The following is an 18,874-nucleotide window of genomic DNA, read 5'->3' as shown; positions in this document are numbered from 1 at the left end:
ATGGCCGATTCCGATTTTCAAGCGACATCCCGTTTCTTAAACGTAACAAAGCTGGCAGCGAGAAACAAGATCATATATGCGGCCAGCACCAACACGGAAAAGGTCAGCGACATGCCCGACATAGGCGGATTTCCATGGAGGTATACCGACAAATCGGTATTGGCGAACACGAGGTATTTGGCGATCTCGTATCTCGACAGCAGGGTTACGATCAAGCTCTCCAGTAAAATCAGCGACATGCCGATGCCGATGGTCGCTCCCGACGACTTGGTGAAGATTCCCACCATAAACGTGATCGTGACGTAGACGATCGTGTACACCAGTTGATACAGCAGGGTTTGCAGCACTTCGCTCCAACTTGTGCCTTGGACCTCGAACCCGAAGATCGCTCCCCCGCCCAGCAAGGCGACGACAAACGCAAAAGCGCAGATCGACAAGGTGAACAGCAGGACGGCCACGTATTTGGAGGCAAGAATTTTACTGCGGCTTTGCGCCCGGATCAACAGAAGCTTGATCGTCCCTAGGCTATGCTCCTTGGCGACTACGCCTGCCGTACAAATGATCGCCAGAAAGGTTAGCATTTGCCCCATACCGTTTTGGGAAACGACCATAGCGGTCAAATCAAGCATCGACAGCGTCTGCTCCGGCGGCGCAAACGAGCTCATCAGGTACAGCAGCAAGGCGATAACCCCGGCAATCAAGGCATAGGGTACAAAGAAGCTGCGCTTCTTGGACATTTTTAACCATTCGTTGACGACAAGCCTGGAAAAACTACGCAATTTGGTTCCCTCCCGTCCATTTCAAAAATTCGTCTTCCAGCGTTTGTTTGACTTCCTCGATCCGGTAGATCGCGATGCCCTCGCTGCCTAGAGCGCCGATTACTCGCGGAATGTAGCTGTCGCGAACCGAAACCGTTACCTCTCCGCGTTCCGGGGACAGACCCAGCATGCGGATTTCCTCCATGCGCACCAGCCGCTCCTTGGCCCGTTCGGCATCGTCGACGCGGAACGTCACGTTGACGCGCTCCCGCTCCGTTTCGGCCGCTTCGCCAAGCGCCCGCTCCGTCACGAACTTGCCTTCCTGAATGACGACGACCCGGCTGCACATCAGCTCCATCTCGGCCAGCAAGTGGCTGGACACGAGCACGGCGATGCCTTCCTCGCTGGCGATCCGCTTCAAGTAATCGCGCATTTCCCGGATACCGGCCGGGTCCAGCCCGTTCGTCGGTTCGTCGAGAATCAGAATGGACGGGTCGTGAAGCAGTGCCTGCGCGATCCCCAGCCGCTGCCGCATGCCCAGTGAATAAGCCTTTACCCGTTTGTGGATCGCTTGCTCGAGCCCAACCAGCCGGGTGACCTCACGGATCCGCTCCTCGCTCACGCCTTCGCTCATCCGCTGATATTGCTTCAGGTTGTCATAGCCGGTCATGTACGGATAAAACTCCGGATTCTCAATGATTCCGCCGACATGGGCAATCGCTTTGGCAAAATGCTGCCGCACGCTGATCCCCTTCACGAGCACGTCGCCCTCCGTCATCCCGATCAGGCCTACGATCATGCGGATCGTGGTGGTCTTCCCCGCTCCGTTCGGTCCCAACAGCCCCACGATTTCTCCTCTATGAATATCGAACGACAGCTTATCGACGAGCGTTTTGCTGCCGATTTTCTTCGTCGCCTGCTTCACAGACAACACGACCGGATTCTGCCCCGGCGCCTTAACCTTCGTTGCTCCCGCCGCCGCATGGTTAGCAGCGGTCGCTGCCGTCGTTGCCGTCGTTGCGGCTGTGACCGTTGTGTCATCGTTCGTCGCCACCCGCTCCAATGATTGGCTCACTTTATTCACTTCTTGCTCACTCCCTTAATGTATCAGTGTCATAGTTAAATAGTACACTAGTGAGTTGATATTGTAAACCCGCTTTTTGAAAAAAAGGCGGGAACCCCAACGATGCCGTCCCGAGCGCGCAACTTCTCGACTTGTATCCAACTACCCAACACACAACGCACAGCTTTGAAGAATCCGCGTCCAGCTAATTTACAACCAGTATTCTGCAACTTGTACTCCGTATCCAGCAACCGCTCCCCTCTCGCTCGAATCCTAACGGACCGGAAAGACCTTATTGTTGCTTTCCCGCAGCATTTCCCATTCTGACGGACAGGACAGCCCTTATTTGCCCAAAATTGAACAAAATGCGGTCCATCTCAGGCAAATAACGGCTCTGGAGTCCGTTAGTTTTGGCAACCCCGGCAAATTACACGAAATAAGGTCTATAGGGTCCGTTAGGTTGGCCGCCCCGCTACTTTGTTCGCATTCCCCGCAAAAAAGCCTCCCCCGACTTGCGTCGAGGAAGGCTTTCCCGTCAATCATTCCGTTGTCCGTTGGCCAGGTTTCGCTTGGCCTTAACCTTTAAATCAGCAGGTTAAACAAATTCAAATCGCGATTCAGCTCGGTGTAGGCGATTCCTTTCGAGGACATGCGCCCGATCAGCGCCTCATAGTCCGCCTTATCGCTCAGCTCGATGCCGACCAGAGCCGGACCGTTCTCTTTGTTGTGTTTCTTCGTGTATTCAAACCGCGTGATATCGTCGCTCTGCCCCAGCACTTCTTCGAGGAACTCGCGGAGCGCCCCGGCACGCTGCGGGAAATTGATCAGGAAGTAGTGCTTCAATCCTTCATAAATGAGCGAACGTTCCTTCATTTCCTGCATCCGGTCGATGTCGTTATTGCCGCCGCTGATCACGCAGACGACCGTTTTCCCGCGAATCTGGTCGCGGTACATGTCCAGCGCGGAGACCGGCAGCGCCCCCGCCGGTTCGACCACGATGGCGCTGTCGTTGTACAGCTCCAAAATCGTCGTGCACGCTTTGCCTTCGGGCACCTTCACGATATCGTCGAGGATGGCCGCGCAGATTTCGTAATTCAGGTCCCCGACCCGCTTGACCGCGGCGCCGTCGACGAATTTATCGATCGATTCAAGCGTCACGACTTGTTTCTGTTTCAGCGATGCGGTCATGGACGCCGCTCCCAAGGGTTCGACCCCGATCACTTTCGTCCCCGGGCTGACCGTTTTCAAATAGGTGCCTACGCCCGATACCAGCCCGCCTCCACCAATCGTTACGAACACGTAATCGGCCGGCACCGTCAGGCTCTCCATGATTTCCATTCCGATCGTCCCGTTGCCGGCGACGATTTTCGGATCGTCGAAGGGATGGATGAAGGTCATACCGCTCTCCCGGCAGGCTTTCATGGCTTCCGCATAAGCATCGTCGTAAGTATCGCCGATCAGTACGACCTCCACATGCACCCCGCCGAAGCGTTTTACCTGCTTCACCTTCTGATTGGGCGTCGTGCTCGGCATATAAATTTTGCCTTGGATTCCCAAAGCATTACAGGAAAAAGCTACGCCCTGAGCGTGATTCCCCGCGCTGGAGCACACGATGCCCTTCTCCAAATCCTCGGGCTGCAGGCTGCGGATCATATTGTAGGCCCCGCGGATTTTAAACGAACGTACGACCTGCAGGTCCTCCCTTTTCAAATAAACGCTGCATTCATATCTGGACGATAACGTCGCATCAAGCTGCAACGGTGTTCTGATGACGACTTCTTTAAGTACGTGATGCGCCTTGACGATGTCTTCCATGCCTACCGTTTGTCGTTCCGCCTGATTCATGGCTTTCTCCTCACTTTAGCTCATATCTCTCATTCTTATAAAATTACACCTGAAACCGCCTTCGGTTCAAGTGAAATATGCCGAAGCCCCCGAATTAGGCGGACAAACGAACGCCCCTCCGTCCGATTTAGGTTCGGAACGCAGAGGGGCATGGCTTGAACAACGTTAATCTTTTTTCGGAATTAAACGATCATCGGTGTGCCCTTTGGAATTCGTCTCCTGGGCCAGTTCGGTCAACTCCCACTCCATAGTGCCGTAGACCGGGTCGGAAGGGAATTCCTCGCCCTTTTGCAGAAACTCCTCACGACCGAGTTCGTCCCGGTAAACGCCGTCGACTTCCACCTTTTCGCGCGAGACCGGTAGCATTTCCTTCATTTTGTCGCTCATGATGATGCCGCCTCCCGATAGAGAATTCGGGGAATCAGGTAAACGTCCCCAATATCCCTTAACATGCGCCAATCGAGGGCCGATTATCCCGGGAGGTGCAAGCGACCAACCGGGAGGTGCAAGCGACCAACCAGGGTGCGCAAGCAGTCGGCCGGGGGGCGCAAGTGGTGGGCCTGGTTGGCACCACGCAACCTTCCCGGGCCGGTTCTGCAACCTGCCCAGGGGGCGAATCGTTCCGATTATTGCGGGTACTTCCACTAAATAGCGGAACTTTATGGTCTTATTTTCCGGATTTGAGCCTGCTCACCATCAATAAGGGAACTTTTTGGCCTTATTTCCCAATAGACGGTGCGAAAAGCGGTCATTTCCCGGCAATTTGAAAAAATAGCGCCATAAATGTCCTTAATTTCCCGAAAAACGAGGGGTATCGCTGAAATAGCGCCATTTTTTTCCCTTCTATATTGTCGCTTGAGTTTTCAATTGGCTACCTTTGGAAATGTTCCCAACTTGAGGAGCCGCCCGCCATTCTTACGATATTTCAGAAGCCTTCTATTAGCTTCAATCTAGCTTCTACTCAGCTTCCTACATATCTTCCTACTTAAACTTTTACTTAGGCTTCTACCTCGCCTTAAACCAGCGCCTTGGCGGCTATGTCCGTGCGGTTATGCTTCCCTTCGAACGAAATGCGTTCCGCGGCTTGATAGGCTTTGCTCCGCGCTTCGGCGATGGTCGCGCCTAGGCCGACTACGCCGAGGACGCGGCCGCCGTTCGTTACCCATTCGCCCTCGGGATTATGGGCCGTTCCGGCATGGAAGACGAGCGCCCCGGCGCCTTGGGCCTCGTCAAGCCCCCGAATCGCCAATCCCTTCGGATACGAAGCCGGATAACCGCCGGAAGCTAGCACCACGCATACCGCCGCTTCCTCGCTCCACTCGATCTCCGCCTGGTCCAGCGTCCCGCCTACCGCCGCCAGAAAAATCTCGAGCAAATCGCTTTTCAGCCGCGGCAGCACGACCTGGGTTTCCGGGTCGCCGAAGCGGGCGTTGAACTCGATCGTCTTCGGCTTGCCGTCGGGCGTAATCATCAATCCGGCGAACAACACGCCGCGGAATGGCCGGCCTTCCGCCACCATCGCTTTGGCGGTCGGCTTGATAATCGTCTCGATCGCCTCTTCGACAATGGCGTCCGCGATATGCGGCAGCGGCGAATAGGTGCCCATCCCCCCGGTATTGGGCCCTTTGTCCCCGTCGTAGACCTGCTTATGGTCCTGCGCCGCAGCCATCGGACGCACGACCTCCCCGTCCACGAACGCCAGGATCGACATTTCCTGCCCTTCGAGGAACTCCTCGATCACCACCTGGCTGCCGGATTCGCCGAACACTTTGTCGACCATGATGTTATTCAGAGCAGCTTCCGCCTCTTCACGGGTAAAAGCAACCGTAACGCCTTTGCCCGCCGCAAGCCCGTCCGCCTTGATAACGATCGGCACCGGCCGGCTCTGCAGGTACTTCAGCGCCTGCTCGTAGTTGTCGAATTTCTCGTAGGCGGCGGTGGGAATATCGTATTTTTTCAGCAAATCCTTCATGAACGTCTTGCTGCCTTCGATATGCGCGGCATTTTTGCGCGGGCCGAACACCGGGATGTTCTTGGCTTCGAACACGTCCACAATGCCTTCCGCCAAGGGATCATCCGGACCGATCACAACCAGGCCTACCTCCTTCTCCTCGGCGAACGCGGCCAATTTGTCGAATTCGTTTACTTGAATCGGTACCCGTTCGGCAATCTGCCCGATCCCGGCATTGCCCGGCGCGCAGTAGATCGTTCCGGCTTTCGGGCTTTTCGCCAAGCTCCAGCAAATCGCATGCTCGCGACCGCCCCCGCCAACCACCAAAATATCCATACGTCTCCTCCTTCAACCTCGTTTGATCCCACTATGAAAAATCGATGCCCCGTTCATGGACATGAACCTTCGGACATTTAACCGGAATTTCTCCATCTAATTTCAAGTGAAAAACCACTGTCTGGCCTATTTAACTGGAAATCCTCCATCTCATTTGCTCCCTTACGGCCGATCTGCTTTTTCGCGCAAATTAACAGGAGGATTTCCAGCTAATGCGAGGCAGCAGGTACGTTAAGTTAATGCCCGGTACCGATACAAGTACTGACGCCAATACAGGATCCGCTGCCACCACCCGCCCTTACCGGAGCACCTCGCCCCCCAATCAGCCAAAAAAAGGCAGGCCGCCGCAGCGGTCTGCCGTTTGGCCCGGCTTAGTGTTTGAAATGGCGCACGCCGGTAAAGACCATCGCGATGCCGTATTCGTTGGCTACTTTGATCGACTCCTCGTCCTTGACGGAGCCGCCCGGCTGGATGATCGCGGTGATGCCGGCTTTGGCCGCTGCTTCCACCGTATCGCCCATCGGGAAAAACGCGTCGGAGGCCAGCACGCTGCCCTTCGCCTTGTCTCCCGCCTGCTCGATGGCGATTTTCGCCGAACCGACGCGGTTCATTTGCCCGGCGCCGACGCCGACGGTCATGTCGTCTTTGGCCAACACGATCGCGTTAGACTTCACGTGCTTAACGACCTTCCAGCCGAACAGCAGCTGCTTCAGCTCCGCTTCGGTCGGCTTGCGGTCGGTCACGACCGTCAGGTCCGACTCCTTCAGCGTATGCACGTCGCTCTCCTGCACGATCATGCCGCCGTCGATCGACGTCACGACGAACTGGCTGCTGCGGCTTGCACCCAGCTCCAGGCCGCCCAGCTTCAGCAGGCGGATGTTTTTCTTCTTCGTCAAAATCTCCAGCGCTTCGTCCGTAAAGCCCGGAGCCAAAACGATCTCCAGGAAGATTTCCTTCAGCAGCATCGCCGTATCGGCATCGATGATGCGGTTCGCGGCCACGATCCCGCCGAAGATCGAAACCGGATCGGCCTCATACGCCTTCCGGTAAGCTTCCAGCACGCTGCCGCCTACGCCTACCCCGCAAGGATTCATATGCTTGACGGCCACGACGGCCGGCTCTTCGAATTCCTTGACGATTTGCAGCGCCGCGTTCGCGTCGTTGATGTTGTTGTACGAGAGCTCTTTGCCGTGCAACTGCTCCGCATTGGTCAGCGTATCCCCCGCCGCCAGCGGTTTACGGTAGAACGCCGCTTTTTGATGCGGGTTCTCGCCGTAGCGCAAATCCTGGATTTTCTCATAAGTCACGCTGAAGCGCTCCGGCAGCGGATCGCCGGTCACCTTCGACAAATAATCGGAAATCAGGGCATCGTATGCCGCCGTATGGCGGAAAACTTTGGCCGCAAGCCGTTTGCGCGTTTCCAATGTCGTATCGCCGCCTGACCGCACTTCCTCCAGCACCGTCCCATAGTCGGCCGCGTCGACAACGACGCTGACGAAAGCATGGTTTTTGGCAGCGGAACGAAGCATGGTCGGGCCGCCGATGTCGATATTTTCGATCGCATCCTCATAGGTTACGTCCGGCTTCGCGATGGTTTCCTGGAACGGGTACAGGTTAACGACCACCAGGTCGATATAATCCAGTCCCAACTCCTTCATCTGCGCCTGGTGTTCCTCGCTGTCGCGCACCGCCAGCAGCCCGCTGTGCACCGCAGGATGCAGCGTTTTGACGCGTCCGTCGAGAATTTCCGGGAACCCGGTTACGTCGGAAATGCCGATGACCGGTACCCCTTCCTTCGCCAGCAGGTTTTTCGTGCCCCCTGTCGAAATGATTTCCACACCCAGCTGCGACAGCTCGCGGCAAAAATCCACGATGCCCGTTTTATCTGACACGCTCACGAGCGCTCTTTTTATACTCACAATCGGCTCCTCCTTTATTTTGGCGAATCATGCCCCCGATATTTCTCGGGAAATATCGAAACCCCTGCGCTGCGGTCCATTCCGCAGGACGTACCCCATGCAGCTTGCGATCAAACCGATCCGGACGTTCCCAGAGGATCCGACAGAATCGTGACTTTTCTGTCCTCCACTCGCACGAGGTCTCTGGCAAACCACGACACCACTTGCGGATATAAGCCTTGTTCCGCCGCATGGATTTTGGCCTCCAGCGATTCCAGCGTGTCGTCCGCCGCGACTTCGACCGCCGCCTGGGCGACCACCGCCCCCGTATCCATGCTGCCATCCACCAGATGAACCGTAGCCCCCGTGACTTTAACGCCGTAGTTCCAGGCTTGCCCGATCGCGTTTTTGCCGGGAAAAGCAGGCAGCAGGGAAGGATGAATATTGATCATTCTCCCCGCAAAAGGCTCCACCAGCACCGAAGTCAGCAGCCGCATATAGCCGGCCAACACGACCAAATCGACGCGCCGCTTATCCAGCTCGGCGGCAATTTCCGCTTCGTAGTCCTCGCGGCGCGCATAAGCCTTCGGGTCAAACAGGAAGCAATCGACGCCGGCCTTGCGGGCCCGTTCGACGACCGTCGCTTGCGGCTTGTCACAAACGAGCAGCACGACGTCGGCGCCTAGCTCTCCCGTTCGGGAAACATCCAGCAAATTTTGAAAATTGCTGCCCTGTCCGGAAGCAAACACGGCAATCCGGTAACCGGCCGCCATTACACGTCCGCTCCCGCAAACGTCACTTCCCGGCTTCCTTCCGTCACTTTGCCGATCACGTAAGGCGTTTCGCCCGCATTGCGCAGCGCGCCTACCGCCGCTTCCGCCTGATCCTCGGCTACGACGATGACCAGCCCGATCCCCATGTTAAACGTGGTGAACATATCGCGGTTGCTGACGTTGCCCTGCTTCTGAAGCAAGTCGAAAATCGGCAAAATCGGCCAGGAGCCGTACGCGATCTCCACATTGACGTTATCCGGCAGCACCCGCGGGATATTCTCGATGAAGCCGCCGCCCGTAATGTGAGCCATTCCTTTGACGTCCACCTGCTCCAGCAGGGACAGCACCGGCTTCACGTACAGCTTGGTTGGCGTCAGCAGCACATCGCCAAGCTTCTCTCCGCCAAGTTCCGGCAGCATATCCTGCAAGCCGTAACCCGCTTGCTCCAGCAGCAGCTTGCGCACCAGCGAAAACCCGTTGCTGTGCACGCCGCTGGAAGCGAGGCCGATCATCGTATCGCCGGACGCAATCCCGCTGCCGTTCACGATCTTGCTTTTGTCGACGAGGCCAACCGTAAATCCGGCGATGTCGTATTCTCCCTCGCCGTACATGCCCGGCATTTCGGCGGTTTCGCCGCCGATCAGCGCGCAGCCGGACTGGCTGCAGCCTTCGGCGATGCCGGCGACGATCGCTTCGATTTTCTCCGGCACGACCTTGTCGCAAGCGAGATAATCGAGGAAAAAGAGCGGCTCCGCGCCTTGCACGACGATATCGTTCACGCACATGGCCACGGCGTCGATGCCGATCGTATCATGCTTATCCATTGCGAAGGCGATTTTCAGCTTCGTGCCCACGCCGTCCGTTCCCGACACAAGCACCGGCTCCGCGTATTTGTCCTTGTTCAGCCCGAACAAAGCGCCGAAGCCGCCCAAATCCGTCATGACTTCCGGACGGAACGTCCGTTTGACGTGTTTTTTCATTCGCTCGACCGCTTCATTCCCGGCCGCGATATCGACGCCGGCATTTTTGTATGCTTCTGACACGGGACACACTCCTTCAGGTATATTCTCAAAACAATTCATCACGTGAAATAAGTCGAACCAACAGATACCCTGCCGCCAATCGTCAGCACGTACAGCCAAACTTCTCTTCCCCGTCGAAATCCGTCCGGGTCGGATAGTCGTTGTCGAAGCAGGCCATGCAAAGCCCGCCTTTATAATCCTTGGCGTTGTCTCCGCCGACCGCCTGGATCAGGCCCTCCGGGCTCAAAAACTCCAGCGAATCCGCGTTGATCTCCCGGCATATCTCATCTACCGTTTTGTACGAGGCGATCAGTTCGCCGCGATCCGGGGTGTCGATGCCGTAAAAGCACGGATTTTTGAATGGCGGCGAGGTAATGCGCACATGTACCTCCGTCGCGCCGGCTTCGCGCAGCAGATTGACGATCCGCCGCGAGGTCGTGCCGCGCACGATCGAATCGTCGATCATGACGACGCGTTTGCCCTCCACGACGCGGCGCACCGCGCTCAGCTTCATCTTCACGCCTTGCTCCCGCAGCTCCTGGCTCGGCTGGATGAACGTCCGGCCGGTATATTTGTTCTTGATCAGCCCGAGCTCGTACGGGATGCCGGTCTGTTCCGCGTAGCCGATGGCCGCGGAGATGCTGGAGTCGGGCACGCCGGTGACGACGTCCGCGTCCACGAACGACTCCTGCGCCATGACCTGCCCCATCCGCTTGCGGCTCGCGTGCAGGTTCGAGCCGTTCATGTCGCTGTCCGGGCGCGCGAAGTAGATGTATTCCATCGCGCAAAGCGCCTTCCGCGCCGGCTCGGCGTACCGCTCCTCGCGGAGGCCGTCCCGATCCAGCACCAGCATTTCGCCGGGCTGGATCTCGCGGATCGTCTCCGCGCCGACAACCTCGAACGCGCACGTCTCGGACGAGAACAGGTACGCTTCGCCGAGGCGTCCCATGACGAGCGGCCGCAATCCGTGCGGATCGCTGGCGGCGATCAGCTTGTCGTTCGTCAGCAGCAGGAAGGCGAAGCCGCCGACCAACTGGCGCAGCGCGTCTTTCGCCGCTTCGACGAAGTCCTTCGACGAACGGGCGATCAGATGCGCGATGACTTCCGTATCGCTGGTCGTCTGAAAGATCGAACCGCTTTGCTCCAGCTCGCGGCGGATTTTCGGGGCGTTGACGATGTTGCCGTTCGTCGCCACCGCCAAATCGCCGTCGCGGTATTTGAAGATCAACGGCTGCGCGTTCGTCAACTTGCTGTCCCCGCTGGTCGAATAACGGACATGGCCGATCGAGCGGTCGCCCCGCAGCGAAGCCAGCTTGTCGCGGTCGAACACTTCCTTGACGAGTCCCATGCCGCGGTGATAGTTGAAATCCTCTCCGTCGCTAACGCAGATCCCGGCGCTCTCTTCACCGCGATGCTGCAGCGCGTGAAGGCCGTAATAGGAAAGCGAAGCCGCTTCAAGATGGCCGAATACGCCAAACACGCCGCATTCCTCGCGAAGGGTATCGAACGGATCAATCCGTCCCGCGCCTTCGTTGTAATATGCTCCTGTCCAAAGCCCCGGCTGCGGCATTACTTCATCAGACATGGAATGACATCCTCCCAGACGCGTTTCAACCGATCGACCGGTTTGGCCAGGACGGAAGCTCCGTTCACCGAAACCGTAAGCTCTCCGCCCCCGACGCGGCCGATCCGGGCAACGGGCACGCCGCGCTCCGCGATCAACCGTTCCAGCGCATCCGCCTGCTCCGGCGCTGCGGAGAGCAGAATCCGCGATTGCGATTCGCTGAACAAGGCAAAATCGGGACGCAGTCCGCCCTTCACTTCCACCTTGGCGCCCAAACCGCCGCTGATGCACGATTCCGCCAGCGCCACGGCCAAGCCGCCTTCGGACAAGTCGTGGGCCGAACGGACCAGACCGCCTTGGATCGCTTCAAGCACCGTACCCAGCAATTTTTTCTCCACGGCCAGATCCAGCTGCGGCGGACGCCCTTCGACCACGCCGTGCACGATCGCCTGGAACTCGCTTCCGCCCAGATCCGCTTTCGTCTCGCCCAGCAGGAAAACGACGTCGCCTTCCGATTTGAACCCTTGCGTCGTAATGTGGTCCGTGTCGTGCACGAGGCCGACCATGCCGACGACCGGCGTCGGGTAAATCGCCCCTTTGGCATTTTCGTTATATAAGCTGACGTTGCCGCCAATAACCGGCGTATCCAGCTCGCGGCACGCTTCGGCCATTCCGTCGACCGCCCGTTCCATCTGCCAGAAAATATCCGGCTTCTCCGGGCTGCCGAAGTTCAAATTGTCCGTAATCGCCAGCGGCTCCGCGCCGGAGCAAACGATATTGCGCGCCGCTTCGCTGACGGCGATCCGTCCGCCAACCTCGGGATCCAGATAAACGAACCGGCCGTTGCAGTCGGTCGTCATCGCCAGCGCCTTGCGCGTGCCGTGGATCGTCACGACCGCCGCGTCCGAGCCCGGACGAACCGCCGTGCTGGTACGGACCATGTAATCATATTGGTTATACACCCAAGCCTTACTCGCTACCGAAGGCGAGGACAGCACTCGGTCCAAGGCCGCGCCCAGGTCGCGCACCTCCTCGTACCGCGTAGTATCGACCGTCGCATGTTGCTCATAATAAGCGGGAACCGCCGACGGCTTATCGTAAATCGGGCATTCGTCGACCAGCGCCGTCACCGGCATGTCCCCGACCAGTTCTCCGTGATGGAACAGCTTCAGGCGCCCATCGTCCGTCACCTTGCCGACCTTCGCGCAAATCACGCCCCAACGCTCGAAAATTTCCCGCGCCTGCGCCTCGTCCTTCGGCTCGACGACGAACAGCATCCGCTCCTGCGATTCCGACAGCATCATTTCGTAAGCGGTCATGCCTTCCTCGCGCTGAGGAACTTCATCGAGGTACAATTCCAGCCCGTTGCCGGCCTTGCTCGCCATCTCGGCGCTGGAGCAGGTCAGACCGGCCGCGCCCATATCCTGAATCCCCAGCACGATGCCGGTATCGATCAATTCCAGGCAGGCTTCCATGACCAGCTTCTCCATAAACGGATCGCCTACTTGGACCGCCGTCCGTTTCGCTTCCGACTCCTCCGTCAACTCTTCCGAAGCGAACGTGGCGCCGTGGATGCCGTCGCGGCCCGTCGGCGGACCGACGTAAAACACCGGGTTGCCGACGCCTTTGGCGACGCCGCGCTGGATTTTGTCATGATCGATCAAGCCCACGCACATCGCGTTGACCAGCGGATTGCCGTCGTAGCTATCGTCGAACACGACTTCCCCGCCAACCGTCGGAATGCCAATGCAGTTGCCGTAACCGGCGATCCCCGACACGACATGCTCGAACAAATATTTCACGCGTTCGCTCTCCAGCTTGCCGAACCGCAAGGAGTTCAGGATTGCGATCGGTCTTGACCCCATGGAGAAAATATCGCGGATAATCCCGCCCACGCCCGTCGCCGCGCCTTGGTAAGGCTCGACCGCGGAAGGGTGGTTGTGGCTTTCGATCTTGAACACGACCGCCTGGTTATCGCCGATGTCGACGATGCCGGCGCCTTCGCCCGGTCCCATCAGAACCCGCGGGCCGCTGGTCGGAAAACGCCGCAGCAGCGGCTTCGAGTTCTTGTAAGCGCAGTGTTCGGACCACATGACGCTAAATACGCCGATTTCCGTATAGTTCGGCTTACGGCCCAGAAAACCGCAGATCAGTTCGTATTCGCTATCCGAAACGCCCATCTGTTTGTATATTTGCTGCTCCGCAATTTGCTCTGCATTCGGTTCCTTAGCGGACACTTGCTGACTCATGCCGATCCCTCCAAGCCTTCAATATGGATGTAAACATTTTTTTGCCATCCGTAGAGCCGAGCAAGGCGTTTACCGCCCGTTCCGGATGCGGCATCATGCCGACAACGTTCCCGCGCTCATTGGAAATGCCGGCGATATCGTCCACCGAGCCGTTCGGGTTGTTAACGTAGCGAAAAATGATCTGTTTATTTTGCTGCAGTTTCGCGAGCGTTTCCTCGTCGCAATAATAGTTGCCTTCGCCGTGCGCGATCGGAATCGAAATCTCTTCGCCCGGCGCATACAGCGAGGTAAACGGATTTTCGTTGTTTTCGACGCGCAGCGCCGTGTCATGGCAGCGGAACTTCAGCGACATATTGCGGCGCAGCGTGCCCGGAAGCAAACCCGCTTCCGTCAAAATTTGGAACCCGTTGCAAATGCCCAGAATAAACTTGCCTTGCTCCGCAGCCTTGGCTACTTCCGCCATCACGGGCGCAAAGCGGGAAATCGCTCCGCACCGCAGATAATCGCCATAGGAGAAACCGCCGGGAACCAGGATGCAATCGTAAGCGGATAGATCGGTGGCCGTGTGCCAGACGTAATCGACGGATTCGCCCAAGCCGTCTTCCACCGCTTTGTAACAGTCGATATCACAGTTGGAACCGGGAAATACGAGGACTGCGAATTTCATGGACTTAGCCCTCCAATTCAAAGCGGTAATCTTCTACCACCGTATTGGCCAACAGCTTCTCGCACATCGCTTTGACGCGGGCTTCCGCTTCGAAGCGGTCGTTCGTGTCGAGCGTAAGCTCCATATATTTGCCGATGCGGACGCTGTCCACTTCCCTGAAGCCCATGGAATGCAGCGCCCCCTGAACGGCAACCCCCTGAGGGTCAAGTACGCTTTGCTTGATCGTGACATAAACGCTCGCTTTAATCATTTCCTCGTGTTCCTCCTAAATTTGGACTTGTTGCGGCACGGCCGCGAAAACGTTTTGGTATGGAACTCGCCCCTAACGGACCGTAATGACGCTAATCGCTCATTTCCCGGATATTTCCCGGTCTAACGGACCCTGCGGACGTTATCAAGCTGGAAATAAGGCCTTTGAAGCCGAATTACGCAAAATAAGGTCTCCTCGGTCCGTTATAGCTCACAAAACTTTGTTTTTACCCAAATAACGTCTCTGGAGTTCGTTAGCGCGTGGAGCGTGGAGCTAAGCTACTTCTACTCCAGCTCGCCGCCGGTCAGGCGCCGGTAAATGTCGCGGTAGCGCCGGGTCGTCTCCTCGACCACGTGCGTCGGCAGCGGGTCAGGCTGGCTGTTTTTGTCCCAGTCCGATCCGGCCAGGTAAGTTCGCACCGGCTCTTTGTCCATGCTGTCGATTTCGATGTCCAGGGCATAGTTCTCTTTGGCCCAGAACCGCGAAGCGTCCGGCGTAAACATCTCGTCGATCAGTATCAGCTTGCCGCCCGCCAGCCCGAATTCCAGCTTGCAGTCGGCCAGGATGATGCCGCGCTCCTCGCAGTAATCGCGAGCGAAGGCGTAGAGCTCCAGGCTGCGGCTGCGCAGTTGATCTGCCAACTCCGCGCCGACCTTATCCTCCATCTCCGCGAAGGAGATGTCCTCGTCGTGGCCAACATCGTTTTTCGCTGCCGGCGTAAAGATCGGCTCCGCCAGCTTGGCGTTCTTGCGCAGGCCTTCCGCCAGCTTGATACCGTTGATTTCGCCGGTCTTCTCGTACTGACGCCAGCCGCCGCCGGTCACGTAACCGCGCACGACGCATTCGATATCGATGCGCTCCGCCTTGCGGGTGACCATCACGCGGTTTTTCAACACCGCCCGATGCTCGGCCGGAATTACGCCATCCAGCCGATCCACGTCCGTATGGATCACGTGGTTTTCCAGCAACGGCTGCGTCTTGTCGAACCAGAATGCGCTCAACCGGTTCAACACGTTGCCTTTATCCGGCACCGCCGGATCCAGCACGTAATCGAACGCGGAGATGCGGTCGGTGACCACGATCAAGTAGTGCTCGCCTAGATCGTAAAGCTCCCGAACCTTGCCTTTGTACAACAGCGGGGCGTTCACCAAATCCGCCGCCGTGGAAATTGCCGGTGCTGACATGTCGCTGCTCCTCCTCCAAATCGGCCGGCCTGTCCCCCAGACCTAGCCCGTTTTCCTTGCTGCCGAAGGTCGGCAACAAGTTTTTTATTCGCTCAATCCCAGCTTGCGGAAAATCGTATCTACATGCTTCAGGTGCCAAGCCGGATTAAACGCGTCGTCGATCTCTTCCTTGCTGAGCACGGAAGTGATTTCCGGCGTTTCCTCGACGATGTCGCGGAATTGGCGTTGCGTTTCCCAAGCCTGCATCGCGCGCGGCTGCACGGTATCGTACGCCTGCTCGCGGCTGAAGCCCTTGTCGATCAGCTTCGTCAGCAATCGGCCGGAGAACGGCACGCCAAACGTCCGGCTCATGTTGCGTTTCATGTTCTCCGGGAACACCGTCAGATTTTTGACGATGTTGCCGAAGCGATTCAGCATATAGTTCAGCAGCATCGTGGCATCCGGCAAAATCACCCGCTCCACCGAGGAATGGGAAATATCGCGTTCATGCCAAAGCGTTACGTTTTCGTAAGCCGAGATCATGTGGCCGCGGATTACGCGGGACAGGCCGGAAATATTTTCGCAGCCGATCGGGTTGCGCTTGTGCGGCATCGCCGAGGAGCCTTTTTGCCCTTTGGCGAAGGCTTCCTCCACCTCGCGGAATTCGCTTTTTTGCAAAGCGCGGATTTCCGTGGCGAATTTGTCGAGCGATGTGGCGATCAGCGCCAGCGCCGCCATATATTCGGCGTGACGGTCGCGCTGAAGGGTTTGCGTCGAAATCGGCGCCGGGCTCGTGCCCAGCTTCCGGCAGACGAATTCCTCCACGAACGGATCGATGTTCGCGTAGGTGCCCACCGCCCCGGAGATCTTGCCGAACTGCACGCCGTCCGCCGCACGGCGGAATCGCTCCAGATTGCGCTTCATCTCTTCATGCCACAGCGCCATCTTAAGCCCGAACGTCGTCGGCTCGGCGTGCACGCCGTGCGTCCGGCCCATCATCGGCGTATCTTTATAGGCGATCGCTTTGTCTTTTAGAATCTGAATGAAGTTTACGATGTCCCGTTCCAAAATCCCGTTGGCCTGCTTCAGCAAATACCCCAGCGCGGTGTCCACCACGTCCGTCGAGGTCAAGCCGTAATGCACCCATTTCCGCTCGGAGCCCAGGCTTTCGGATACGGCCCGGGTAAACGCGATGACGTCATGGCGCGTCTCCTGCTCGATTTCATAAATCCGGTCGATATCGAATGAAGCGTTCTTGCGCAGCAGCGCAACGTCTTCCTGCGGAATCACGCCCAGCTCGGCCCACGCCTCGCAAGCGCAGATTTCCACCTCAAGCCAAGCCTTGAATTTGTTCTCCTCCGTCCAGATCGCTCTCATTTCCGGTCTGCTGTAACGTTCAATCATGCGCGTCCATTCCTCCAAATGTTGGTTTGCTCGATCCAATGAAGCCCGTCCTTCACCTCGCGGCACAGCAGGTTGATGTGACCCATTTTCCGTTTCGGTGCGGCTCCGTTCTTTCCATATAAGTGTACTTTGGGGATCACGGCGAATCCAGTTCGCGGATGGGTCTCCTTCAGTTCGCCGGAAACGGCACCGTCGCCGTCGAACCAATCCCCGCTAACGATCGACTGGCGCACCGCTTCCAGATGCTCGCCCAGCACGTTCACCATCACGACCGGCGTCAACAGCTCCGCCGGACCCAACGGCAAATTGCAGATCGCCCGCACGTGCTGCTCGAATTGCGAGGTCGTGCAAGCCTCCATCGTATAATGACCGGAATTATGCGGGCGCGGAGCCAGCTCGTTCACGAACAGCTCCCCCTCCGCGGTCAGGAACATTTCCACGGCCAGCAGCCCGACCGCTTCCAGTCCTTCGGCGATCCGGGCCGCCAGCCGTTCGGCTTCCCGTTGCACGCGCTCCTCCACGCGGGCCGGCACGATCGAGGCATGCAAAATATTATCCACGTGGATGTTCTCCGCCACCGGGAACGTCTTGATCTCCCCGCGCGGACTGCGCGCCGCGATGACCGACAGTTCTTTCACAAATGGAACGAATTGTTCCAAAACCAACTCTGTCCCGGCTTTGCTTAGCTCGGCGTAGGCCGGCCCGATTTCCGCTTCCGCCCGGATCACCCATTGGCCTTTGCCGTCATACCCGCCTGTGGCCGTCTTCAACACGGACGGGATGCCCAACCGCTCCACGGCCGCTCGCAGTTCCTCCTCGCTGCCGATCTCAACGTAGGGGGCCACCTTGACGCCCGCGGCCTCCACCGCCCGCTTCTCGCGCAGCCGATGCTGGGTCGTATACAACAGCCGGCTGCCTTGCGGCACGTACGACAGCTCCTCCAGCAGCGCGGCCACGCCGGCATCGACGTTTTCGAACTCGTACGTGATGACGTCCGAACGTTCCGCCAGTTGCCGGGCGGCCTCCTGATCGTCATATCGGGCTGTGATCTGCCCGGCCACCTGGCCGCAAGGAGCATCCGGCGTCGGGTCCAACGCGACGAAGCGATAGCCGAGATTGCTTCCGGCGAGCGCCATCATCCGTCCCAGCTGCCCGCCGCCCAGCACCCCGATCGTCGCTCCGGGTCCGATCACCGGCGCACCGCCTATAACGCTATCCTTCGCCCCGGAATCCCCGTTCATTCCAACACTCCTAACTCCGCGCTGCTATCCAGCACCTCGTCCTTGATCCGGTCGCGGCGCTCCTGCACCCGGCGCATGACTTCCGGGTCAAACGCACCCAACATTTGCGCCGCCAACAGCCCGGCGTTGATCGCGCCCGCTTTGCCGATCGCCACGGTCGCCACCGGGATGCCGCCCGGCATCTGCACGATCGACAGCAGCGAATCGAGCCCGTTCAACGCCGCCGATTTCACCGGCACGCCGATCACCGGCAGCGTCGTCTTCGCCGCCACCATGCCCGGCAAGTGGGCGGCCCCCCCGGCTCCCGCGATGATGACCTTCAGCCCGCGATCCTCGGCCTGCTCCGCAAACTCGAACATCAAGTCCGGGGTGCGATGCGCGGATACGACTTTTTTCTCATACGGAATTTGCAGTTCTTCCAATACGGCGCATGCGTGGGACATCGTCTCCCAATCCGATTTGCTGCCCATGATTACTGCAACCTGTGCTGTCATGCCTCAACCTACCTTCCTGGATTCTACGTTTCTCTTATGGTCAAATAACGCCGAAAAGTTAAAAAGGTCCGGAACTCTCTGGAAAATAACGAGTATTTTCAGAAATTCGCGGACCCTGAGCGAATACGTCTTTGCGCGGCGGGCGGTCGATAGGACACCCCGGCAAGCTTAGCATGCCAAAATTCGACACGGATAA

The 18,874-nt window shown here is 58.1% G+C and carries 16 protein-coding genes; all 16 read right to left on the bottom strand.

Features of this window, described 5'->3' with window-relative positions:
- Positions 1–17: 17 nt before the first annotated feature.
- Entirely contained in the window at positions 18–779 is a 762-nt protein-coding gene (locus tag ACQ4N8_RS19720; RefSeq protein WP_430706059.1) for an ABC transporter permease, read from the bottom strand.
- Positions 772–1,692 carry an ABC transporter ATP-binding protein gene (locus ACQ4N8_RS19715; RefSeq protein ID WP_430706077.1) on the bottom strand — a complete coding sequence of 307 codons (921 nt, stop codon included), beginning with the start codon at positions 1,690–1,692 and terminating at the stop codon, positions 772–774. The genes ACQ4N8_RS19720 and ACQ4N8_RS19715 overlap by 8 nt, the downstream gene beginning before the upstream one ends.
- A gap of 711 nt (positions 1,693–2,403) precedes the next feature.
- On the bottom strand, positions 2,404–3,666 hold the full coding sequence (gene ilvA, locus ACQ4N8_RS19710) for a threonine ammonia-lyase IlvA (RefSeq protein ID WP_430706058.1): 1,263 nt from the start codon (positions 3,664–3,666) through the stop codon (positions 2,404–2,406).
- Positions 3,667–3,831: 165 nt separating this feature from the next.
- Positions 3,832–4,053: a hypothetical protein gene (locus tag ACQ4N8_RS19705; protein ID WP_430706057.1), complete on the bottom strand. Its 222-nt coding sequence runs from the start codon at positions 4,051–4,053 to the stop codon at positions 3,832–3,834.
- Between the two features lie 628 nt (positions 4,054–4,681).
- Positions 4,682–5,953 carry a phosphoribosylamine--glycine ligase gene (purD, locus tag ACQ4N8_RS19700; protein ID WP_430706056.1) on the bottom strand — a complete coding sequence of 424 codons (1,272 nt, stop codon included), beginning with the start codon at positions 5,951–5,953 and terminating at the stop codon, positions 4,682–4,684.
- 371 nt (positions 5,954–6,324) lie between these two features.
- Complete coding sequence (gene purH / locus ACQ4N8_RS19695) at positions 6,325–7,872, bottom strand: bifunctional phosphoribosylaminoimidazolecarboxamide formyltransferase/IMP cyclohydrolase (protein WP_430706055.1); 1,548 nt, start codon at positions 7,870–7,872, stop codon at positions 6,325–6,327.
- 110 nt (positions 7,873–7,982) lie between these two features.
- On the bottom strand, positions 7,983–8,624 hold the full coding sequence (gene purN, locus ACQ4N8_RS19690; protein WP_430706054.1) for a phosphoribosylglycinamide formyltransferase: 642 nt from the start codon (positions 8,622–8,624) through the stop codon (positions 7,983–7,985).
- Positions 8,624–9,667, bottom strand: coding sequence for a phosphoribosylformylglycinamidine cyclo-ligase (purM, locus tag ACQ4N8_RS19685; protein ID WP_430706053.1), 1,044 nt, complete (start codon positions 9,665–9,667; stop codon positions 8,624–8,626). Before purM ends, purN begins: the two co-directional genes overlap by 1 nt.
- 82 nt (positions 9,668–9,749) lie before the next feature.
- Positions 9,750–11,231 (bottom strand): amidophosphoribosyltransferase, encoded by a 1,482-nt coding sequence (gene purF, locus ACQ4N8_RS19680; protein WP_430706052.1) that lies wholly within the window; start codon positions 11,229–11,231, stop codon positions 9,750–9,752.
- Positions 11,216–13,459, bottom strand: a complete 2,244-nt coding sequence (gene purL / locus ACQ4N8_RS19675; RefSeq protein WP_430706051.1) for a phosphoribosylformylglycinamidine synthase subunit PurL — start codon at positions 13,457–13,459, stop codon at positions 11,216–11,218. The genes purF and purL overlap by 16 nt, the downstream gene beginning before the upstream one ends.
- On the bottom strand, positions 13,437–14,126 hold the full coding sequence (gene purQ, locus ACQ4N8_RS19670) for a phosphoribosylformylglycinamidine synthase subunit PurQ (protein ID WP_430706050.1): 690 nt from the start codon (positions 14,124–14,126) through the stop codon (positions 13,437–13,439). The genes purL and purQ overlap by 23 nt, the downstream gene beginning before the upstream one ends.
- Positions 14,127–14,130: 4 nt before the next feature.
- Positions 14,131–14,376 (bottom strand): phosphoribosylformylglycinamidine synthase subunit PurS, encoded by a 246-nt coding sequence (purS, locus tag ACQ4N8_RS19665; RefSeq protein WP_430706049.1) that lies wholly within the window; start codon positions 14,374–14,376, stop codon positions 14,131–14,133.
- 284 nt (positions 14,377–14,660) lie between these two features.
- The gene (locus tag ACQ4N8_RS19660; protein ID WP_430706048.1) at positions 14,661–15,560 is read right to left on the bottom strand and encodes a phosphoribosylaminoimidazolesuccinocarboxamide synthase; all 900 of its coding nucleotides are present in this window, start codon (positions 15,558–15,560) and stop codon (positions 14,661–14,663) included.
- Positions 15,561–15,644: 84 nt separating this feature from the next.
- Entirely contained in the window at positions 15,645–16,943 is a 1,299-nt protein-coding gene (gene purB, locus ACQ4N8_RS19655) for an adenylosuccinate lyase (protein ID WP_430706047.1), read from the bottom strand.
- Positions 16,940–18,184 (bottom strand): 5-(carboxyamino)imidazole ribonucleotide synthase, encoded by a 1,245-nt coding sequence (gene purK / locus ACQ4N8_RS19650; protein ID WP_430706046.1) that lies wholly within the window; start codon positions 18,182–18,184, stop codon positions 16,940–16,942. Before purK ends, purB begins: the two co-directional genes overlap by 4 nt.
- Complete coding sequence (gene purE, locus ACQ4N8_RS19645; protein ID WP_430706045.1) at positions 18,181–18,678, bottom strand: 5-(carboxyamino)imidazole ribonucleotide mutase; 498 nt, start codon at positions 18,676–18,678, stop codon at positions 18,181–18,183. Before purE ends, purK begins: the two co-directional genes overlap by 4 nt.
- Positions 18,679–18,874 lie beyond the last annotated feature (196 nt).

This window comes from Paenibacillus macerans (assembly GCF_050565405.1).
Classification (GTDB): Bacteria; Bacillota; Bacilli; order Paenibacillales; family Paenibacillaceae; genus Fontibacillus; species Fontibacillus macerans_B.
This window is presented reverse-complemented; position numbering and strand designations above follow the sequence as displayed.

Excerpts from the sequence above, each read along its gene's own strand:
- ilvA (WP_430706058.1), bottom strand. The coding sequence starts at position 3,666 with ATGAATCAGGCGGAACGACAAACGGTAGGCATGGAAGACATCGTCAAG.
- ACQ4N8_RS19705 (WP_430706057.1), bottom strand. The coding sequence starts at position 4,053 with ATGAGCGACAAAATGAAGGAAATGCTACCGGTCTCGCGCGAAAAGGTG.
- purD (WP_430706056.1), bottom strand. The coding sequence starts at position 5,953 with ATGGATATTTTGGTGGTTGGCGGGGGCGGTCGCGAGCATGCGATTTGC.
- purN (WP_430706054.1), bottom strand. The coding sequence starts at position 8,624 with ATGGCGGCCGGTTACCGGATTGCCGTGTTTGCTTCCGGACAGGGCAGC.
- purF (WP_430706052.1), bottom strand. The coding sequence starts at position 11,231 with ATGTCTGATGAAGTAATGCCGCAGCCGGGGCTTTGGACAGGAGCATAT.
- purL (WP_430706051.1), bottom strand. The coding sequence starts at position 13,459 with ATGAGTCAGCAAGTGTCCGCTAAGGAACCGAATGCAGAGCAAATTGCG.
- purQ (WP_430706050.1), bottom strand. The coding sequence starts at position 14,126 with ATGAAATTCGCAGTCCTCGTATTTCCCGGTTCCAACTGTGATATCGAC.
- purS (WP_430706049.1), bottom strand. The coding sequence starts at position 14,376 with ATGATTAAAGCGAGCGTTTATGTCACGATCAAGCAAAGCGTACTTGAC.
- ACQ4N8_RS19660 (WP_430706048.1), bottom strand. The coding sequence starts at position 15,560 with ATGTCAGCACCGGCAATTTCCACGGCGGCGGATTTGGTGAACGCCCCG.
- purB (WP_430706047.1), bottom strand. The coding sequence starts at position 16,943 with ATGATTGAACGTTACAGCAGACCGGAAATGAGAGCGATCTGGACGGAG.
- purK (WP_430706046.1), bottom strand. The coding sequence starts at position 18,184 with ATGAACGGGGATTCCGGGGCGAAGGATAGCGTTATAGGCGGTGCGCCG.
- purE (WP_430706045.1), bottom strand. The coding sequence starts at position 18,678 with ATGACAGCACAGGTTGCAGTAATCATGGGCAGCAAATCGGATTGGGAG.